The organism is Rhodopseudomonas infernalis, assembly GCF_022271405.1.
GTDB classification, from domain to species: domain Bacteria; phylum Pseudomonadota; class Alphaproteobacteria; order Rhizobiales; family Xanthobacteraceae; genus Rhodopseudomonas; species Rhodopseudomonas infernalis.
In genome coordinates, this window is sequence record NZ_JAJNAL010000069.1 from 1 (window position 1) to 15,689 (window position 15,689).

Below are 15,689 nucleotides of genomic sequence, written 5' to 3' on the forward strand. Positions count from 1 at the left end.
CCCCCCCCCCCCCCCCCCCCCCCCCCCCCCCGCCCCCCCCCCCCCCCGCCCCCCCCCCCCCCCCCGGGGGAGGGGGACCGCGAGCGTTCCGCTCAAAATCGAGGAGTAACTACGCCACCGCCCCCAAACACCACGCCAAAATGCCCTTCTGCGCGTGGAGGCGGTTTTCGGCTTCGTCGAACACCACCGATTGCGGGCCGTCGATCACCTCGTCGGTGACTTCCTCGCCGCGATGCGCCGGCAGGCAGTGCATGAAGATCGCGTCCTTGTGGGCGAGCGACATCAGCTTGGCGTTGACCTGATAGGGCTTGAGCAGATTGTGGCGATGCTCGCCGTCCTTGTCGCCCATCGACACCCAGGTGTCGGTGACGACGCAATCGGCGCCGCGCACCGCTTCCTCCGGATCGGTACCGATCGAGATCGCCGCACCGCTGGACTTGATCCAGTCGCGCAGCGCCTTGTTGGGCGCAAGCTGCGGCGGGGTGGCGACGTTGAGCTTGAAATCGAAACGCTGCGCGGCGTGCGCGAACGATGCCAGCACGTTGTTGTCGTCGCCGGTCCAGGCGACGGTCGCGCCCTTGATCGAACCGCGATGCTCCTCGAACGTCATGACGTCGGCCATCACCTGGCACGGGTGCGACTTGCGGGTCAGGCCGTTGATCACCGGCACGGTGGCGTTGGCGGCGAGTTCGAGCAGCGCCTCGTGATTGAGGATGCGGATCATGATGATGTCGACGAAGCGCGACAGCACCCGCGCGGTGTCGGCAATGGTCTCGCCGCGGCCGAGCTGCATCTCCTGCCCGGTCAGCATGATCGACTCGCCGCCGAGCTGCCGCATGCCGACGTCGAACGAAACGCGCGTGCGGGTCGAGGGCTTGTCGAAGATCATCGCCAGCGTCTTGCCGGCAAGCGGCTTGTCGTCGAGGCTACCGGCCTTGCGCTTGGCCTTCATCGACACCGAGGCCGCCAGCATATTGCGCAGCTCGGAGGTCGGCACCTCGGTCAGATCGAGGAAATGCCGCGGGGTTGGGAGCTTGCTCATCACACCGCCTCCCGCTGCGCCGCTTGGCCGGTCAGGGCCACGCAGGCGCGCTCCAGCCGCGTCACGGCCTCCTCGATCTCGGCCTCGTTGACGATCAGCGGCGGCAGCAGGCGGACGACGTTGTCGCCGGCGCCGACGGTGAGCAACTTCTGATCGCGCAGCGCGGCGACCAGATCGGCCGACGGCACCACCGCCTTGAGGCCGACCAGCAGCCCCTCGCCGCGCACTTCGCTGAGCACCTGCGGATAGCGATCGACGATGCCGGCGAGCTTCTGCTTCAGCACCAGCGAGATCTTCTTCACATGGTCGAAGAAGCCCGGCTTCAGCATCACGTCGAGCACCGCATTGGCGGACGCCACCGCCAGCGGATTGCCGCCGAAGGTCGAGCCGTGCGAGCCGGGCGCCATGCCCGAGGCCGCCTCGGCGGTCGCCAGGCAGGCGCCGATCGGGAAGCCGCCGCCGAGCGCCTTGGCGAGCGACATCAGGTCCGGCGCGACGCCGATCCGCTTGTAGGCGAACAGTTCGCCGGTGCGGCCCATGCCGGTCTGCACCTCATCGAAGATCAGCAACAGCCCGTTGGTATCACACAGCTCGCGCAGCGCGCGAAAGAACGCCGTCTCGGGCGAGCGGACGCCGCCCTCGCCCTGCAGCGGCTCGATCAGGATGGCGGCGGTGGTCGGGCCGACCGCCTTCTTCACGGCCTCAATGTCGCCGAGCGGCACCTGGTCGAAGCCGCTCAGCGGCTCGCCATAGCCTTCCAGATACTTGGCCGAGCCGGTCGCGGCGAGCGTGCCGAGGGTGCGGCCGTGGAAGGCGCCCTCGAAGGTGATGATCCGGGTGCGCTCCGGCTGGCCCTTCGAGAAGTGATAGTGCCGCGCCATCTTCAGCGCGCACTCCATCGCCTCGGCGCCCGAATTGGCGAAGAACACCTTGTCGGCGAAGCTCTGCTCGCACAGCCGCGCCGCCAGCCGCTCGCCGTCCGGGCTCTTGAACAGGTTCGACATGTGCCACAGCTTGGTCGCCTGCTGCTGGAGCGCCTCGACCAGATGCGGATGGCAATGGCCGAGCGAATTGACCGCGACCCCGCTGGTGAAATCGAGATAACGCTCGCCGGAGGTCGCGTGCAGCCAGACGCCCTCGCCGCGCTCGAAGGCGACATCCGCCCTGGCGAATACCGGCAGAAGATGGGACGTAGAAGCTGCGCTCGACATGGCCGATCCGATCGGAAAGAGGGCCGCCGCCGGACCGCACTCACCGCGGTCGGGGCTGACGTACCCCGGAAACGAAACGTGCCGCCTTTCCAGGCGGCACGTGCAGACATTCTAAGTGCACTGAAGTCACTGTCAACCGGGGCTTGGCGCAACGTTCGGCCGGCGCCTCATCCTCGCCGCTGTGTCGGTTATGACTCAGTCGACGAGAAGGTGTGGACGCACCCGGTCGGACTCTTGCGCGTGAGTCACGGCATATTGTAGCGTTTTATTTGTCGGGTACGACATCTCGTGCACGGTTTGGTAATCCTTTCTTGAGCTCTCGGTGAGTGCGAATCGTCCGGACAGCATGGCTGTCCGGCGAGGGCTAAGGGATTCTGCCGGCAAGACAATTGGACGACCTCGCAGCCGCGGTTCCGCGCTTGAACCAGCGCTTCGCGGCAGGAAGGGATGGAACGATGACGGCATTGACCTGGACGGACGAGCGCGTCGAGCAGTTGAAGAAATTATGGGAAGGCGGACTGTCGGCGAGTCAAATTGCCGCGGAGCTTGGTAACGTGACGCGTAACGCCGTGATCGGCAAGGTCCATCGTCTCGGCCTGTCGGGCCGTGCCAAGAGCCCATCGTCGGCGGCGCCGCGGCAGCGCAAGGCGCGCCCGGCCCAGCACATGATGCGGGTGACCCGTCCGGTGGCGCGCGGCAACACCGCGCTGGCGCATGTGTTCGAGGTCGAGGCCGAGCCCGATCCGGTCACCTACGACAACGTGGTACCGATGAACCAGCGGCTGTCGCTGCTGGAGCTCAACGAAGCCACCTGCCATTGGCCGATCGGCGACCCGAGCAATCCGGAATTCTTCTTCTGCGGCGGCAAGTCGCTGCCCGGCCTGCCGTACTGCTCGCACCACTCGCGCATCGCCTACCAGCCCGTCGGCGACCGCCGCCGCCAGCAACCGAAGCCGACGCGCTAAGCCACCGCGCGGCGCGACCGCCGCGTCAGATACGCTTGCGCAGCGCACCGCTGCGCTGCCCCGCGAAACTGTCATCGCCCGCAAAGGCGGGCGACCCAGTATTCCAGAGCGCTCGTTACTCCCCCCTGACTCACTGCAATACTGGATCCTTCGCTAGCGCGGAGGATGACGTTGCTATGTGGGGCTGAGGTTGCGGCTGGAAGAATGCGGAGGCCGTGGGAAGGCGGAGACCGTAGGGGCCGTAGGGTGGGCAAAGGCGCGTAGCGCCGTGCCCACGCGTGACGAATAACACCCGCGATGATCGTTAGACGATCCGCGTTCGCGGCGATCTTGACTCCACGCGAGCGTTGCGGTGGGCACGCTTCGCTTTGCCCACCCTACGTCGCAACTGACTGACAATTACGACGGGCTGCCTTCCACCTTCGCGAAGCGGTCGTCCAGCGCGTAGCCGGCGCCGCGGACGGTGCGGATCGGGTCTTGTTCCCGGCCGGGGTTGAGCAGCTTGCGCAGGCGTCCGATGTGAACGTCGACTGTGCGCTCGTCGATGTAGATGTCGCGGCCCCAGACGCCGTCGAGCAGTTGCTCGCGGCTGAAGACGCGGCCGGGATGCTCGAGGAAGAACTCGAGCAGGCGATATTCGGTCGGGCCGAGATCGATCGGGCGGCCCGACCGCGCGACGCGGCGCTTGTCGCGGTCGAGTTCGAGATCACCATAGGACAGCACGGTGGCGAGCCGCTCCGGCGCGGCGCGGCGCAGCAGGCCCTTCACGCGGGCGAGCAGTTCAGGCACCGAGAACGGTTTGACGATGTAATCGTCGGCACCGGTGGCGAGCCCGCGGACGCGCTCGCTCTCCTCGCCGCGCGCGGTGAGCATGATGATCGGCAGTTGCTTGGTATCCGGCCGCGCCCGCAGGCGACGGCACAGTTCGATGCCGGACAGGCCCGGCAACATCCAGTCCAGCACCACCAGATCCGGTAGCCGCTCCTTCATCCGCGTATCGGCGTCGTCGCCGCGTGCTGCGGTTTCGACGTCGTAGCCGTCGGCCTCGAGATTGTAGCGCAGCAGCGTGGTCAGCGCTTCCTCGTCTTCAACTACCAGAATGCGCGCACCCATGTCGGTCCTCGTCTTCAATCGTGTGGTGGTCGCCCACGGTCTCGCGGGCGACGCGTTAGTTGCCCGGCGTCGCGTTGGCGAAGGTGGTCATGTCGCCCTTCGGCCGCTTGTCCAGGATTTGCTGGCCTTCGATCATGTAGAACACCGTCTCGGCAATGTTGGTGGCGTGGTCGCCGATCCGCTCGATATTCTTGGCGCAGAACATCAGGTGGATACAGAACGAGATGTTGCGCGGATCTTCCATCATATAGGTGAGCAACTCGCGGAACAGCGAGGTGCAGATCGCGTCGACTTCCTCGTCGCCGTTCCACACCACCATCGCGGCGGGCAGATCGTGCGCCGTGTAGGCGTCGAGCACCGCCTTGACCTGGGACTGCACCAGGTCGGTCATGTGCTCGAGCCCGCGGATCAGCTTGAGCGGATGGAAGTCGCTGTCGATCGCGTTGACGCGCTTGGCGATGTTCTTGGACAGATCGCCGATCCGCTCCAGATCGGTCGCGACCCGCATCGCGCCGACGATGTCGCGCAGATCGACCGCCATCGGCTGGCGCCGTGCGATGGTCAGCACAGCGCGCTCTTCGATCGAGCGTTGCATCTGGTCGATCTCCTGATCGGCCGCGACGACGCGCGCGCCGAGCGCGATGTCGCGCCGGACCAGCGCATCGACCGAGTCGACGATCTGACGCTCAGCCAGGCCGCCCATCTCGGCAACCATGCGGGTCAATTCCTGGAGGTCACCGTCGAACGCCTTGGTGGTGTGCTCGAAGCCCATGTCGTTTCTCCTCGCGCCTGGCGCGTCAGCCGAACCGGCCGGTGATATAGTCCTGCGTCCGCCGGTCGTTCGGCGACGTGAAGATCTTGTTGGTCGGCCCGAACTCGATCAGTTCGCCCAGATACATGAAGGCGGTCGACTCCGAGACGCGGGCGGCCTGCTGCATGTTATGGGTGACGATCGCGATGGTGTAGTCGTCCTTGAGCTCGTCGATCAGCTCTTCGATCTTGGCGGTCGAGATCGGATCGAGCGCCGAGCACGGCTCGTCGAACAAAATCACTTCCGGCCGCACCGCGATGGTGCGGGCGATGCACAGGCGCTGCTGCTGGCCGCCCGACAGGCTGAGGCCGGAGGCGTTGAGCTTGTCCTTGACCTCGGTCCACAGCGCGGCGCCGCGCAGTGCCTTCTCGACCCGGCCGTCCATCTCCGACTTGGAGATCTTTTCATATAGCCGGATGCCGAAGGCGATGTTCTCGTAGATCGTCATCGGAAACGGCGTCGGCTTCTGGAACACCATGCCGACGCGGGCGCGCAGCAGATTGAGGTCGAGCTTCGGATCCAGAATGTTGTGGCCGTCGAGCATGACCTGCCCCTCGGCACGCTGGCCGGGATACAGGTCGTACATCCGGTTGAAGATCCGCAGCAGGGTCGACTTGCCGCAACCCGACGGGCCGATGAAGGCAGTGACGCGGTTGGCGGCGAGGCTGAGATTGATGTGCTTCAGCGCATGGTTCTGACCGTAGTAGAAGTTCAGATCGCGCACGACCACCTTGGCGGGGCCGTCCGGGTGGCCCGCGATCATGGGGCCAGGTCCGCTCGGAACGCTGGTGGCAATCGAAATCTCGGTCATTTCATGGTCCTCTCGGCGCCGATGATGCGCGCACCAATGTTCAGGGCAAGCACGGTCAGAGTGATCAGCAGAGCGCCGGTCCAGGCGAGCTGCTTCCAGTAGTCGTAGGGACTTTGGACAAAGTTGTTGATGGTCACCGGCAGGTTGGCCATGGTCTTGGTCAGATCCAGGCTGAAGAACTGGTTGCTCAGCGCGGTGAACAGCAGCGGCGCGGTTTCGCCCGCGACCCGCGCAGTGGCGAGCAGGATGCCGGTGATCAGGCCGGCGCGCGCGGCCCGGTAGGCGATCCGCCGGATCACCAGCGAGCGCGGCAGGCCGAGCGCCGAGGCCGCCTCGCGCAGCGCGCCCGGCACCAGCAGCAGCATGTCCTCGGTGGTGCGAACCACCACCGGGATGACGATCACCGCCAGCGCGAGGGCGCCGGCGAGCGCCGAGAACCGGCCCATCGTCACCACCACCGCGCCGTAGATGAACAGGCCGATGATGATCGAGGGCGCGCTGAGCAGGATGTCGTTGATGAAACGGATCACCGAGGTCAGCTTGTCGTGCTTGCCGTATTCGGCGAGGTACGTGCCGGCGAACAGGCCGAGCGGCGCACCGATGCCGACGCCCAGCACGGTCATCAGCACCGAGCCGACGATGGCGTTGAGCAGGCCACCCTCATTCGAACCGGGAGGCGGCGTATCCTGGGTGAAGACCTGCCAATTGACGCCGGCGAGACCGTTCCAGAACAGCGTGAACAGGATCAGCGCCAGCCAGGTGACGCCGAACACCGCGGCGGCGGAGCACAGCACCTTGATGATGATGTCGGTGCGATGGCGGCGCTTGTAGATCGGATTGACGGTTTGAGTCGTCGACATGTTACTTGCCCGCCTTGAGTTCGAGCCGCAGCAGCAGCAGCCGGGCGGCCGCCAGCACCATGAAGGTCAGGACGAACAGCAGCAGTCCGAGCAGGATCAGGCCGGACTGGTGCAGGCCGTCGCTCTCGGCGAATTCGGAGGCGATCGCCGCCGAGATCGTCGTGCCGGGCGCGAAGATCGAGCCGCTGATCCGGAACGAGTTGCCGATGATGAAGGTCACCGCCATGGTCTCGCCGAGCGCGCGGCCGAGGGCCAGCATGACCCCGCCGATGACGCCGACCCGGGTGTAGGGGATCACCACCTTGCGGACGACTTCCCAGGTGGTGCAGCCGACGCCGTAGGCGGCCTCCTTCAGCACCGGCGGCACGGTCTTGAACACGTCGACCGAGATCGCGGTGATGAAAGGCAACACCATGATGGCGAGGATCAGCGAGGCGTTGAACAGGCTGAGATAGGACGGCGGACCGGCGAAGATCGTGCCCAGCACCGGGACGCCTTCGAACAGCGCGATCATTGCCGGCTGGAAGTGATTGGCAAGGAACGGGCCGAGCACGAAGAAGCCCCACATGCCGTAGATGATCGACGGGATGCCGGCGAGCAGCTCGACCGCGAGGCCGATCGGGCGGCGCAGCCACATCGGACACAGCTCGGTCAGGAAGATCGCGATGCCGAGGCCGACCGGGATGGCGATCACCATCGCGATCACCGAGGTTACCAGCGTGCCGTAGATCGGGCCGAGCGCGCCGAGCACCGGCGGATCGTTGGCGGGCGCCCATCGGGCAGTCGTCAGGAAGGACAAGCCGAACTCGCGCAGCGCCGGCCAGGCTCCGACGATGAGCGAAATGATGATGCCGCCGAGGATCAGCAGGACCGAAATCGCGCAAGCGCGGGTGGTCCAGTAGAATGCCGAGTCGCTGAGCTTGAAGGCATTCAGAGCCCGGGCCCGATCATAAGGTCCGGCCGCCGCTTGCATACCCGTACTGTCTACTGCCATGTCCGCCACGCCTGTCTCCTTGCGCTGATGCAGGTTACGATAAACGAGCCGCGTAGCCTGGAGATTTCTGACTGAACCGATCACCGCGTCGCTCGCGCGAACGCGCCTGATGCTGCGCTGCGCCCCTCAGCGCGCTCCCGAAGCCGAACCGGTGAATGGCCGGCGCCGGGGATCCGTCGAACAGTGAAGAAGGTGCGGCGCGACCAAGCTGGCCCGATCGCGCCGCGGTATCAGATCAGCTCTTGATGTCCGACGACCAGGTCTTCTCGATCAGCTTGACGACCGGTTCCGGCATCGGGATGTAGTCGAGCTCTTCGGCAGCCTTGCCGCCGTTCTCGAACGCCCACTTGAAGAACTTGATCGCCTCGGCGGAGGCCGCCTTGTCGACCGGCTCCTTGTGCATCAGGATGAAGGTCGCGGCAGTGATCGGCCACGAGGTTTCGCCCGGCTGGTTGGTCAGGATCAGGTAGTAGCCCGCAGCCTTGGCCCAATCGGCATTCGATGCCGCAGCCTGGAACGCCGCGATGGTCGGCTGCACCGGCTTGCCGGCGCTGTTGATCAGGCCGGTGTAGGTCAGCTTGTTCTGCTTGGCGTAGGCGTATTCGACGTAGCCGATCGAATTCTTGGTCTGGCTGACGTTGCCGGCAACGCCTTCGTTGCCCTTGGCGCCGACGCCGACGGGCCACTCGACGGCCGTGCCCGAACCGACCTTGCTCTTCCAGTCGGGGCTGACCTTGGCCAGATAGTCGGTGAAGTTGAAGGTGGTGCCCGAGCCGTCCGAACGGCGCACGACGGTGATCGCCGAGGTCGGCAACGCGACCTTCGGGTTCAGCTTTTTGATCGCAGGATCGTCCCACTTGGTGACGGTGCCCAGATAGATCTTGGCGAGCGTGTCACCGTCCAGCACCATCTCGCCCGGCTTGATGCCGTCGAGGTTCACGACCGGCACGATCGCGCCCATCACCATCGGCCACTGCACGAGGCCTTCCTTGTCGAGCTGCTCGGGCTTGAGCGGAGCATCGGTGGCGCCGAAGGTCACGGTCTTGGCGATGATCTGCTTGATGCCGGCGCCCGAACCGATCGACTGGTAGTTGAGACCGTTACCGGTGTCTTTCTTGTAGGTGTCGGCCCACTTCGAATAGATCGGGAACGGGAAGGTGGCGCCTGCGCCGGTGATGTCGGCCGCAAAGGCCGAGGTCGACGCCGCGACCATGCCGGCGGCGACGATTGCCTTGATGAAATTCATGAAAGGTCTCCGTTGGCAAGCGAAGCGCTCATCGCGCCCGACTGCGCTTACCTGCCGCCCGTTTAGGGGCGGTCGATTGACCTTTTATGAGGGTTTGATGACACTCATGTGACTACGGCAAGCCACTGATTTATTAGAATTAATCGGGATGACTACGAGGGTTTTACCGAGGGAAAACAGACCGTGAAGGTCGCGCCCTTTTTCAGAACGCTCTCGATCAAAAGCCGGCCGCGATGGCGGTTAACGATGTGTTTTACCAGCGACAATCCCAATCCGGTACCGCCTTGCGAGCGGCTGTCGCCGACATCCACCCGATAGAAGCGCTCGGTCAGTCGGGGCAAGTGTTCGGGGGCGATGCCTGGCCCGAAATCCCGCACGGCGACCCGATATTCGGAGCCGTCGTCGGACGCCGGCACTGCGGCCACCGCCACCACCACGCGGCCGCCGGAGGCGCCGTATTTCAGCGCATTCTCGATCAGATTCTCGAACAGCCGCAGCAGCTCCTCGCGATCGCCGGCAATCCTGACCGGGCTGTCGGGAAGCTCGAGCTCGATCGTGACCTGGCGCTCCTTGGCCAGCGGCTCGAGTCCGTCGGCGACCTGCTTGATCAGCGGGATCAAATCGACCTGGGATTCCGGGCGGACGTGCGCGGTGAGTTCGACCCGTGACAGCGACAGCAGGTCGTCGATCAGCCGCGCCATCCGGGTCGCCTGCACCTGCATGATGCCGAGGAACCGCGCGCGCGCTTTTGCATCGTCGCGTGCCGGTCCGAGCAGTGTGTCGATGAAACCGGACAGCGCCGCCAGCGGGGTGCGCAGTTCGTGGCTGGCATTGGCGACGAAATCGGCGCGCATCTCCTCGGCGCGACGCAGCGGTGTCAGGTCGTGGAACGTCATCAGCATGCATTGATCGGTGCCGCCGAACGCGGTCGGCACCTGAACCGGCGCGATGATCAGCTCCATCCAGCGCTCGATCGGCGAATGGTCGAGATAGCGGACGCTGCGCGGTTCGGCGGTGGCGATCGCCTCGCGCAGTGCCGTGACGATCTCCGGGTTGCGCAGCGCGAACTGCGCCAGTTCGCGGACCCGCAGCGCTGGCGCCAGCTGCGCGGCGGCGGGGTTCAGATGCAACACCCGCCCGGCCCGGTCGAGCAGCACGGCTGGATCGGCCATGCCGGCGACGATCGCCCGCACCACCGGGGTTTCGACCGGGCTGATGCCGTAGGTTTCTTCGCGGGCACTGGCGATGGTGTGCAGCCGCCACGGCACCAGCGCCGCCGCCACCAGACAGGCGAACACCACGCCCGCCGCGCGCGGCGTGATCTCACCGAGCGCCGCCAGGGTCGCCAGGGCGATCCCTCCGGCGAGCAGGATGATCGCCGCGTTGCGCAACCGGTCCAGCCATGGTGTGGCAAGTGGCACAGGCAGTTGCTCCGGCAACGGCACCAGCGGTGCGTTGGTGCGTGCTTGGTCGTCGGGCGCCTGAACGATCATGATCAGCCTGGGGTGGGATCCTGCCGGACCGGCTTCGGATCGAGGGCGTCTGCGAGGCGATCCATCCGCTTCATCTTGGCGCCGATGATGATTTCACGGACCGCGAGAATGATGACCGAAAGTACGAACGGCACGATGTAATACAGGATTCGGAACAGCAGCATGCCGGCCAGCAGCGCTTCCTTGTCCATCTGCCACAGGCCGACCAGCATCGCGGCGTCGAACACGCCGAGTCCACCTGGAGAGTGGCTGGCGAAGCCGAGCAGCGTCGCCGACACGAAGATCACCGCCACCACCACGAAGCCAAGGTTGGGCTCGTCCGGAACCAGCACATACATCGCCAGTGCACAGAAGCCGAGGTCGACGATGCCGATCCCGATCTGCAGCAGCGTCAGCGGTCCGCCCGGCAATTCCACCTTCCAGGTGCCGCGGCCGACCCGCCGCGGCTTGATCGAGACCCAGACCACATACACCATCAGGCCAGTCAGAATGCCGAACGCCAGCAGGCGGTTGAGCCAAGGTGGCAGTTGATCGATCGAGGACGCCGCTTCCGGATGATAGGCGATGCCCATGCCGAGGACGGCCGCGTTGCCGAGCCAGAACGTCAGACCGGCCAGAAAACAGATCTTTGCGACGTCGATGCCGTCCAGGCCCCAGGCCGAATAGATGCGGTAGCGTACCGCGCCGCCCGTGAAGACGCTGGCGCCGACATTGTGGCCGATCGAGTAGCTGGTGAACGCGGCCAGCGCGGCGGTGCGATACGGCACCTGATCGCGGCCGATCGTGCGCAGGGCGAACAGATCATAGAATGTCAGGGTGAAGTAACCCGCGGCGACAAACAGCGCGGCGAGCGCGATCGCGCGCGGCTCGGTCTGCCGGATCGCCTCGAGCACCTTGTCGAGATCGATGCCGCGCAGCAGATGATAGAGAACGTAACAGGCAGCCGCGATGACCGCGATGCTGATCGCGACACCGAGTTTGTGCAGGATTTGCTTCTCGCGCAGGAATGCGATCACCCTGCCGATTGCGGCCACCATCTAAACCTCGAATCCCTCTCCACTGCCTGCGCCAACGAAACCGGTAGCACGACAGGCGTTACCGCTCCGTGGCCAGGAAGCTCTGGTCGCTCGTGTTCTGACTGGGTGGAATCCGGTCGATTGCGCCAATCCCGCTCCTTCTCGTCAATTCCCGGTCGGGCCGACCGGTTTCATCACTTGCGCTGCATCCGCGGCAGGCTCGACCGGACATTGCGCCGGAAGCGGCCGGCGCGAGAGCCGCGAAGGATCAACTCTCCCGCATCTGCCGCGCCACAACCCGATGGCGCAGCCACGATCCGATCGTACAACCCACCAGATAGGCGGCGATCATGACAAGGAAAAGATCGAGCCAGTAACCAAACCGACCTGGAACGATCCGGGCGAGCGACAGGCCGATCAGCACCGCAGCGATGCCGCCGACCCCCATCGCGGCGTTCTTCGACAGGCCAGGCCCATGTTGCACCACCGAGATCCACCCCGCGGCGAATCCCAGCAACACCGCCCCGAGCAACCAGCCCCCGTAGAAGTTCGCCAAAACCATCATGCCGTCACCTGATCACGAAATCGATGCGGCGATTTTTCGCCTTCCCGGCCTCGGTGTCGTTTTCGGCCGCCGGGATGGTGCTGCCATAGCCGAACGCCTGAAACCGCTCCGGCGACAAGCCGGCTCGGACCATATAATCGACCACCGCCCGCGCCCGCCGCTCCGACAGCGTCTTGTTGAAGCCGGCGTCGCCATCGCTGTCTGTGTGCCCCGACACCTCGATGCCGGCGCTGGGGCAGCGCATCGCCGTCTCGATCATCCGGTCGAGCAGACCGGCCGAGTCCTTGTCGATGGTGGCGCTGCCCGACTCGAACCGCACCGTGCTCTTGCCGAGCAGTTCGTTGAACAGCTGCTGGCAGACCGTTGCGTCGACCGGCGATGCCGCCGGTTTGACGGAAAGCTCGGCCTTCACGGTCCAGCCCGGTGGCATGTCCTTGTTCAGCTCGCCGCGGATCTGGCTGACCGCGGATTCGAAAAGCGCATCACCGGACAGCCGGACCTCGCGGTCCGAAACCACCAGCGTTCCGGTCGACAGCCGCGACAAAGCGCCGAGCGCCGGCGCGACCGCGGTGGCGAAGCCCTGCGGAGCACCGATGCTGGCCTTGAGGTTGTCGACGACCTTCTCGGCAAAAAATTTGTGGCCGGCGGCTGACGCCAGCGCGGCGTGCACGGCGTTGTCCGGGACATATCCCGTCAGCGTCACCGTCGACGCGACCGGGTCCTTGTTGGCCTGGAACACATAAGGCGGCGCCTTGATGTCGTTGTCGGCGACCACATATCCCTCGGGCAAATTGCGCAGCGCCGCCGCAATGGCTTCGCGGCCGCCGAGATCGCGCGCCATGCCGCTGAGGCTGATCTTGGTGTCCGAGAGCGTGATCTTGCCCTCTTTCAGCTTGCCGATCTGGTCGACCAGCAACATCGCCACGGCGTCGAACCGGCTGGGAGCCCCCCGCGCCAGCGTCATGCGGTCCGAAACCTCGACGCCGCCGACCTCGGCGCGGGTCGCATCGGCCAGCCGCGCCCGGCTCGCAGGCAATGGCGCGCTGCCGCCCAGCGTCACCCGCACGACGTCGCGCTCGATGGTCCAGACGAACGGGCTCGCCTGCGGCACCAGCCGGGTCTGGTCGACCACCTGCCGGATCCCCGGCACGGCCTCGACCGAGGCCACCGCGCTGCGGCGCCCTTCTTCGGAGAACGCGTCGGCCGAGAAAATGATGTCTCGCCCGGCCGGCGTGAGCTTGGTCTTGTCCAAGACGGTATTCTTGAGCGCCTCGGCGGCCTGCCCGGCGACTTCGGCTTCGATCACCGGCGTGGTCATCCACACCGCGATCGCCCACAGAGCGCAAAGAACGATGGCGCCACGCCACCACTGGCCGCTCGATCTGAAAACTCCGCGCATTCCGCTTCCCGTGGATCAGAAGCACAGAGAAATCAAACCGTTGACAGGCTGTCAAACGCAATTGCGAGAAAATGCCCCGTTCGCTCCAGTTGTCTATAACCGTTTCTTCAAACGTGAGGCGCTAACACTGTCCTGAAATGAACTGGCCCGCAGCCCGATGAAGCAGTTTCGCCACAACATCATCCGCGCCGGGCTCGACGCGCTTTATTTTACCGGCGCGTATCATGTGCTGCGTCCGATCTTTTCCGGGATCGGAACGATCCTGATGTTGCACAATGTGCGGCCGCCGCGGACCGACGCGTTTCAACCGAACCGGCATCTCGAAGTCACTCCCGAATTTTTGCGCGCCACGCTGCGGCATCTCCGGTCGCAAAACATCGAAATTATTACAATTGACGAGATGCACCGCCGCCTGACGGCGCGCGAATTCGGCAGCCGCTTCGCTTGCATCACGCTGGATGATGGCTACCGCGACAATCGCGACTTTGCGCTGCCGGTGTTCCAGGAGTTCCAGGCACCGTTCACCGTCTATGTGACCAGCGATTTCGCCCAGGGCACCGGGCGCTTGTGGTGGATCACCCTGGAGCGGCTGATCGCGCAGAACAAAAGCATCGAACTGCCGATCGGTGATGCCGAGATCCGACTCGATACGCGCACCCCGGAGGCAAAGCAGGCAGCGTTCGATCGCCTGCACGCATTGTTGCGAGGCCTGTCGGGCAGCGACGATTTGCAGCGAACGATGGCGACGCTGTGCACCCGCTACCGGATCGACGACACCGCCGTCAGCCGCGAACTCTGCCTGTCCTGGAGCGAACTGCGCCATTTCGCCGAGCACCCGCTCGTGACGATCGGCGCGCACTCGATCACCCACGGCATCCTGGCCCATCAGCGCGAAGCCTTGGCGCTGCACGAGATGTCGGTCAGCCGCGCCCGCATCGAGGCGAATCTCGAGCGCGAGGTCGCACATCTGGCTTATCCGTATGGCGACCGCGCCGCTGCAGGACCGCGCGAATATGCGCTGGCCCGTCGCGCTGGGTTCAAGACCGCGGTGACGACGCGGCCCGGCATGCTGTTTCCCGGCGTCGCCGACCATCTGACAGCACTGCCGCGGGTGTCGCTCAACGGCAATTATCAGCACGACCGCATCTTGCCGGTGCTGACATCCGGCGCCGCGACGGCGATGTGGAACGGGTTTCGCCGCGTCGATGCGGCATAGCCTCGCGCCGAAGTAACGCCGCGCCTCATCGTCACGCGCAGCCGCGAGCTCGAGCGCGGCCGGGACGGCTCGTCCTTGACTCACTCCGGAGCGAGCCGCAAACAATCCCGACAAACTCAAGGGGAAACGCATGTTCAAGGATCTGTTTTCGCTTCAAGGCCGCACCGCTGTGGTGACCGGCGGTTCGCGCGGCATCGGCAAGATGATCGCGGCGGGCTTCCTCGCCTACGGCGCCAGCCGCGTTTACATCACCGCCCGCAAGGCGGCGCCCTGCCAGGCCACCGCCGACGAACTCGACGAGATGTATCCGGGCGAATGCATCGCGCTGCCGATCGACATCTCAACGATGGCGGGCATCGACATGCTGGCCGCCGAGATCAAGCGGCGCGAGTCCAAGCTCGACATCCTGGTAAACAACGCCGGCGCCGCCTGGGCCGCGGACTTCGACGAATTCCCGGAAAGCGGCTGGGACAAGGTGATGGACCTCAACGTCAAGACGCCGTTCTTCCTGACCAAGGCGCTGGCGCCGCTGCTGCGCGCCGCCGCTTCCGCCGAACAGCCCGGCAAGGTGATCAACATCGCGTCGATCGACGGCATCTTCGTCAACCCGCTCGAGACTTATCCCTATGCGGCGTCGAAGGCGGGCCTGATCCATCTGACGCGGCGGATGGCGGTGCGGCTGATCAAGGACCACGTCGTGGTGACGGCGATCGCGCCCGGCCCGTTTGCATCGGACATGAACAAAGCCGCTCGTGACGAAGCCGACGCGGTCGCCAAGCGCGTGCCGTCGGGCCGGATCGGCACCGACGAGGACATGGCCGGCACCGCCGTCTTCCTCGCCTCCCGCGCCGGCGACTACGTGGTCGGCACCACCATCGCGGTCGACGGCGGCGTCGCCTACGCCAACCCCGGCATCAAGGGCGACGGCTGGGCGTAGGCTGTGCTCG

At 65.5% G+C, this 15,689-nt stretch carries 15 protein-coding genes; 3 read left to right on the forward strand and 12 right to left on the reverse strand.

Features of this window, described 5'->3' with window-relative positions; translation table 11 throughout:
• Nucleotides 1-109: 109 nt before the first annotated feature.
• Both argF and LPW26_RS24645 read right to left on the reverse strand, forming a co-directional pair.
• Nucleotides 110-1,042 carry an ornithine carbamoyltransferase gene (gene argF, locus LPW26_RS24640; protein WP_238738401.1) on the reverse strand — a complete coding sequence of 311 codons (933 nt, stop codon included), beginning with the start codon at nt 1,040-1,042 and terminating at the stop codon, nt 110-112.
• Nucleotides 1,042-2,253 (reverse strand): aspartate aminotransferase family protein, encoded by a 1,212-nt coding sequence (locus LPW26_RS24645; RefSeq protein ID WP_238738402.1) that lies wholly within the window; start codon nt 2,251-2,253, stop codon nt 1,042-1,044. Before LPW26_RS24645 ends, argF begins: the two co-directional genes overlap by 1 nt.
• A 455-nt stretch (nt 2,254-2,708) precedes the next feature.
• On the opposite strand from LPW26_RS24645, the gene LPW26_RS24650 reads away from it, so the two are divergent.
• Nucleotides 2,709-3,218: a GcrA family cell cycle regulator gene (locus LPW26_RS24650; RefSeq protein WP_238738403.1), complete on the forward strand. Its 510-nt coding sequence runs from the start codon at nt 2,709-2,711 to the stop codon at nt 3,216-3,218.
• Nucleotides 3,219-3,617: 399 nt separating this feature from the next.
• Here the strand turns inward: LPW26_RS24650 and phoB are convergent, their stop codons facing one another.
• The 10 genes from phoB to LPW26_RS24700 form a co-directional block, all read right to left on the reverse strand.
• Complete coding sequence (phoB, locus tag LPW26_RS24655; RefSeq protein WP_238738404.1) at nt 3,618-4,331, reverse strand: phosphate regulon transcriptional regulator PhoB; 714 nt, start codon at nt 4,329-4,331, stop codon at nt 3,618-3,620.
• A 55-nt stretch (nt 4,332-4,386) separates the two neighbouring features.
• Nucleotides 4,387-5,103 (reverse strand): phosphate signaling complex protein PhoU, encoded by a 717-nt coding sequence (gene phoU, locus LPW26_RS24660; protein WP_238738405.1) that lies wholly within the window; start codon nt 5,101-5,103, stop codon nt 4,387-4,389.
• 25 nt (nt 5,104-5,128) lie between these two features.
• Nucleotides 5,129-5,953, reverse strand: coding sequence for a phosphate ABC transporter ATP-binding protein PstB (pstB, locus tag LPW26_RS24665; protein WP_319942202.1), 825 nt, complete (start codon nt 5,951-5,953; stop codon nt 5,129-5,131).
• The gene (pstA, locus tag LPW26_RS24670; RefSeq protein WP_238738406.1) at nt 5,950-6,813 is read right to left on the reverse strand and encodes a phosphate ABC transporter permease PstA; all 864 of its coding nucleotides are present in this window, start codon (nt 6,811-6,813) and stop codon (nt 5,950-5,952) included. Before pstA ends, pstB begins: the two co-directional genes overlap by 4 nt.
• Nucleotide 6,814: 1 nt before the next feature.
• Nucleotides 6,815-7,816 carry a phosphate ABC transporter permease subunit PstC gene (gene pstC / locus LPW26_RS24675; protein ID WP_238738407.1) on the reverse strand — a complete coding sequence of 334 codons (1,002 nt, stop codon included), beginning with the start codon at nt 7,814-7,816 and terminating at the stop codon, nt 6,815-6,817.
• Nucleotides 7,817-8,042: 226 nt separating this feature from the next.
• The gene (pstS, locus tag LPW26_RS24680) at nt 8,043-9,053 is read right to left on the reverse strand and encodes a phosphate ABC transporter substrate-binding protein PstS (protein WP_238738408.1); all 1,011 of its coding nucleotides are present in this window, start codon (nt 9,051-9,053) and stop codon (nt 8,043-8,045) included.
• A gap of 152 nt (nt 9,054-9,205) precedes the next feature.
• Nucleotides 9,206-10,546: an ATP-binding protein gene (locus tag LPW26_RS24685; protein ID WP_238738409.1), complete on the reverse strand. Its 1,341-nt coding sequence runs from the start codon at nt 10,544-10,546 to the stop codon at nt 9,206-9,208.
• A 2-nt stretch (nt 10,547-10,548) separates the two neighbouring features.
• Nucleotides 10,549-11,583 (reverse strand): lysylphosphatidylglycerol synthase domain-containing protein, encoded by a 1,035-nt coding sequence (locus tag LPW26_RS24690; protein ID WP_238738410.1) that lies wholly within the window; start codon nt 11,581-11,583, stop codon nt 10,549-10,551.
• Between the two features lie 247 nt (nt 11,584-11,830).
• Nucleotides 11,831-12,127 (reverse strand): hypothetical protein, encoded by a 297-nt coding sequence (locus tag LPW26_RS24695; RefSeq protein WP_238738411.1) that lies wholly within the window; start codon nt 12,125-12,127, stop codon nt 11,831-11,833.
• Nucleotides 12,128-12,131: 4 nt separating this feature from the next.
• Entirely contained in the window at nt 12,132-13,526 is a 1,395-nt protein-coding gene (locus LPW26_RS24700) for an OmpA family protein (RefSeq protein ID WP_238738412.1), read from the reverse strand.
• Nucleotides 13,527-13,683: 157 nt separating this feature from the next.
• Between LPW26_RS24700 and LPW26_RS24705 the strand changes: the two genes are divergently transcribed.
• Together LPW26_RS24705 and LPW26_RS24710 are read left to right on the forward strand one after the other, a co-directional pair.
• The gene (locus LPW26_RS24705) at nt 13,684-14,742 is read left to right on the forward strand and encodes a polysaccharide deacetylase family protein (protein WP_238738413.1); all 1,059 of its coding nucleotides are present in this window, start codon (nt 13,684-13,686) and stop codon (nt 14,740-14,742) included.
• Between the two features lie 130 nt (nt 14,743-14,872).
• Entirely contained in the window at nt 14,873-15,679 is an 807-nt protein-coding gene (locus LPW26_RS24710; protein WP_238738414.1) for an SDR family oxidoreductase, read from the forward strand.
• The last annotated feature ends 10 nt before the right edge of the window (nt 15,680-15,689 follow it).

What these genes read in the sequence shown, in the direction of transcription:
- argF (WP_238738401.1), bottom strand. Translation starts at nt 1,042, where the DNA reads ATGAGCAAGCTCCCAACCCCGCGGCATTTCCTCGATCTGACCGAGGTG.
- LPW26_RS24645 (WP_238738402.1), bottom strand. Translation starts at nt 2,253, where the DNA reads ATGTCGAGCGCAGCTTCTACGTCCCATCTTCTGCCGGTATTCGCCAGG.
- LPW26_RS24650 (WP_238738403.1), top strand. Translation starts at nt 2,709, where the DNA reads ATGACGGCATTGACCTGGACGGACGAGCGCGTCGAGCAGTTGAAGAAA.
- phoB (WP_238738404.1), bottom strand. Translation starts at nt 4,331, where the DNA reads ATGGGTGCGCGCATTCTGGTAGTTGAAGACGAGGAAGCGCTGACCACG.
- phoU (WP_238738405.1), bottom strand. Translation starts at nt 5,103, where the DNA reads ATGGGCTTCGAGCACACCACCAAGGCGTTCGACGGTGACCTCCAGGAA.
- pstB (WP_319942202.1), bottom strand. Translation starts at nt 5,953, where the DNA reads ATGACCGAGATTTCGATTGCCACCAGCGTTCCGAGCGGACCTGGCCCC.
- pstA (WP_238738406.1), bottom strand. Translation starts at nt 6,813, where the DNA reads ATGTCGACGACTCAAACCGTCAATCCGATCTACAAGCGCCGCCATCGC.
- pstS (WP_238738408.1), bottom strand. Translation starts at nt 9,053, where the DNA reads ATGAATTTCATCAAGGCAATCGTCGCCGCCGGCATGGTCGCGGCGTCG.
- LPW26_RS24685 (WP_238738409.1), bottom strand. Translation starts at nt 10,546, where the DNA reads ATGATCGTTCAGGCGCCCGACGACCAAGCACGCACCAACGCACCGCTG.
- LPW26_RS24690 (WP_238738410.1), bottom strand. Translation starts at nt 11,583, where the DNA reads ATGGTGGCCGCAATCGGCAGGGTGATCGCATTCCTGCGCGAGAAGCAA.
- LPW26_RS24695 (WP_238738411.1), bottom strand. Translation starts at nt 12,127, where the DNA reads ATGATGGTTTTGGCGAACTTCTACGGGGGCTGGTTGCTCGGGGCGGTG.
- LPW26_RS24700 (WP_238738412.1), bottom strand. Translation starts at nt 13,526, where the DNA reads ATGCGCGGAGTTTTCAGATCGAGCGGCCAGTGGTGGCGTGGCGCCATC.
- LPW26_RS24705 (WP_238738413.1), top strand. Translation starts at nt 13,684, where the DNA reads ATGAAGCAGTTTCGCCACAACATCATCCGCGCCGGGCTCGACGCGCTT.
- LPW26_RS24710 (WP_238738414.1), top strand. Translation starts at nt 14,873, where the DNA reads ATGTTCAAGGATCTGTTTTCGCTTCAAGGCCGCACCGCTGTGGTGACC.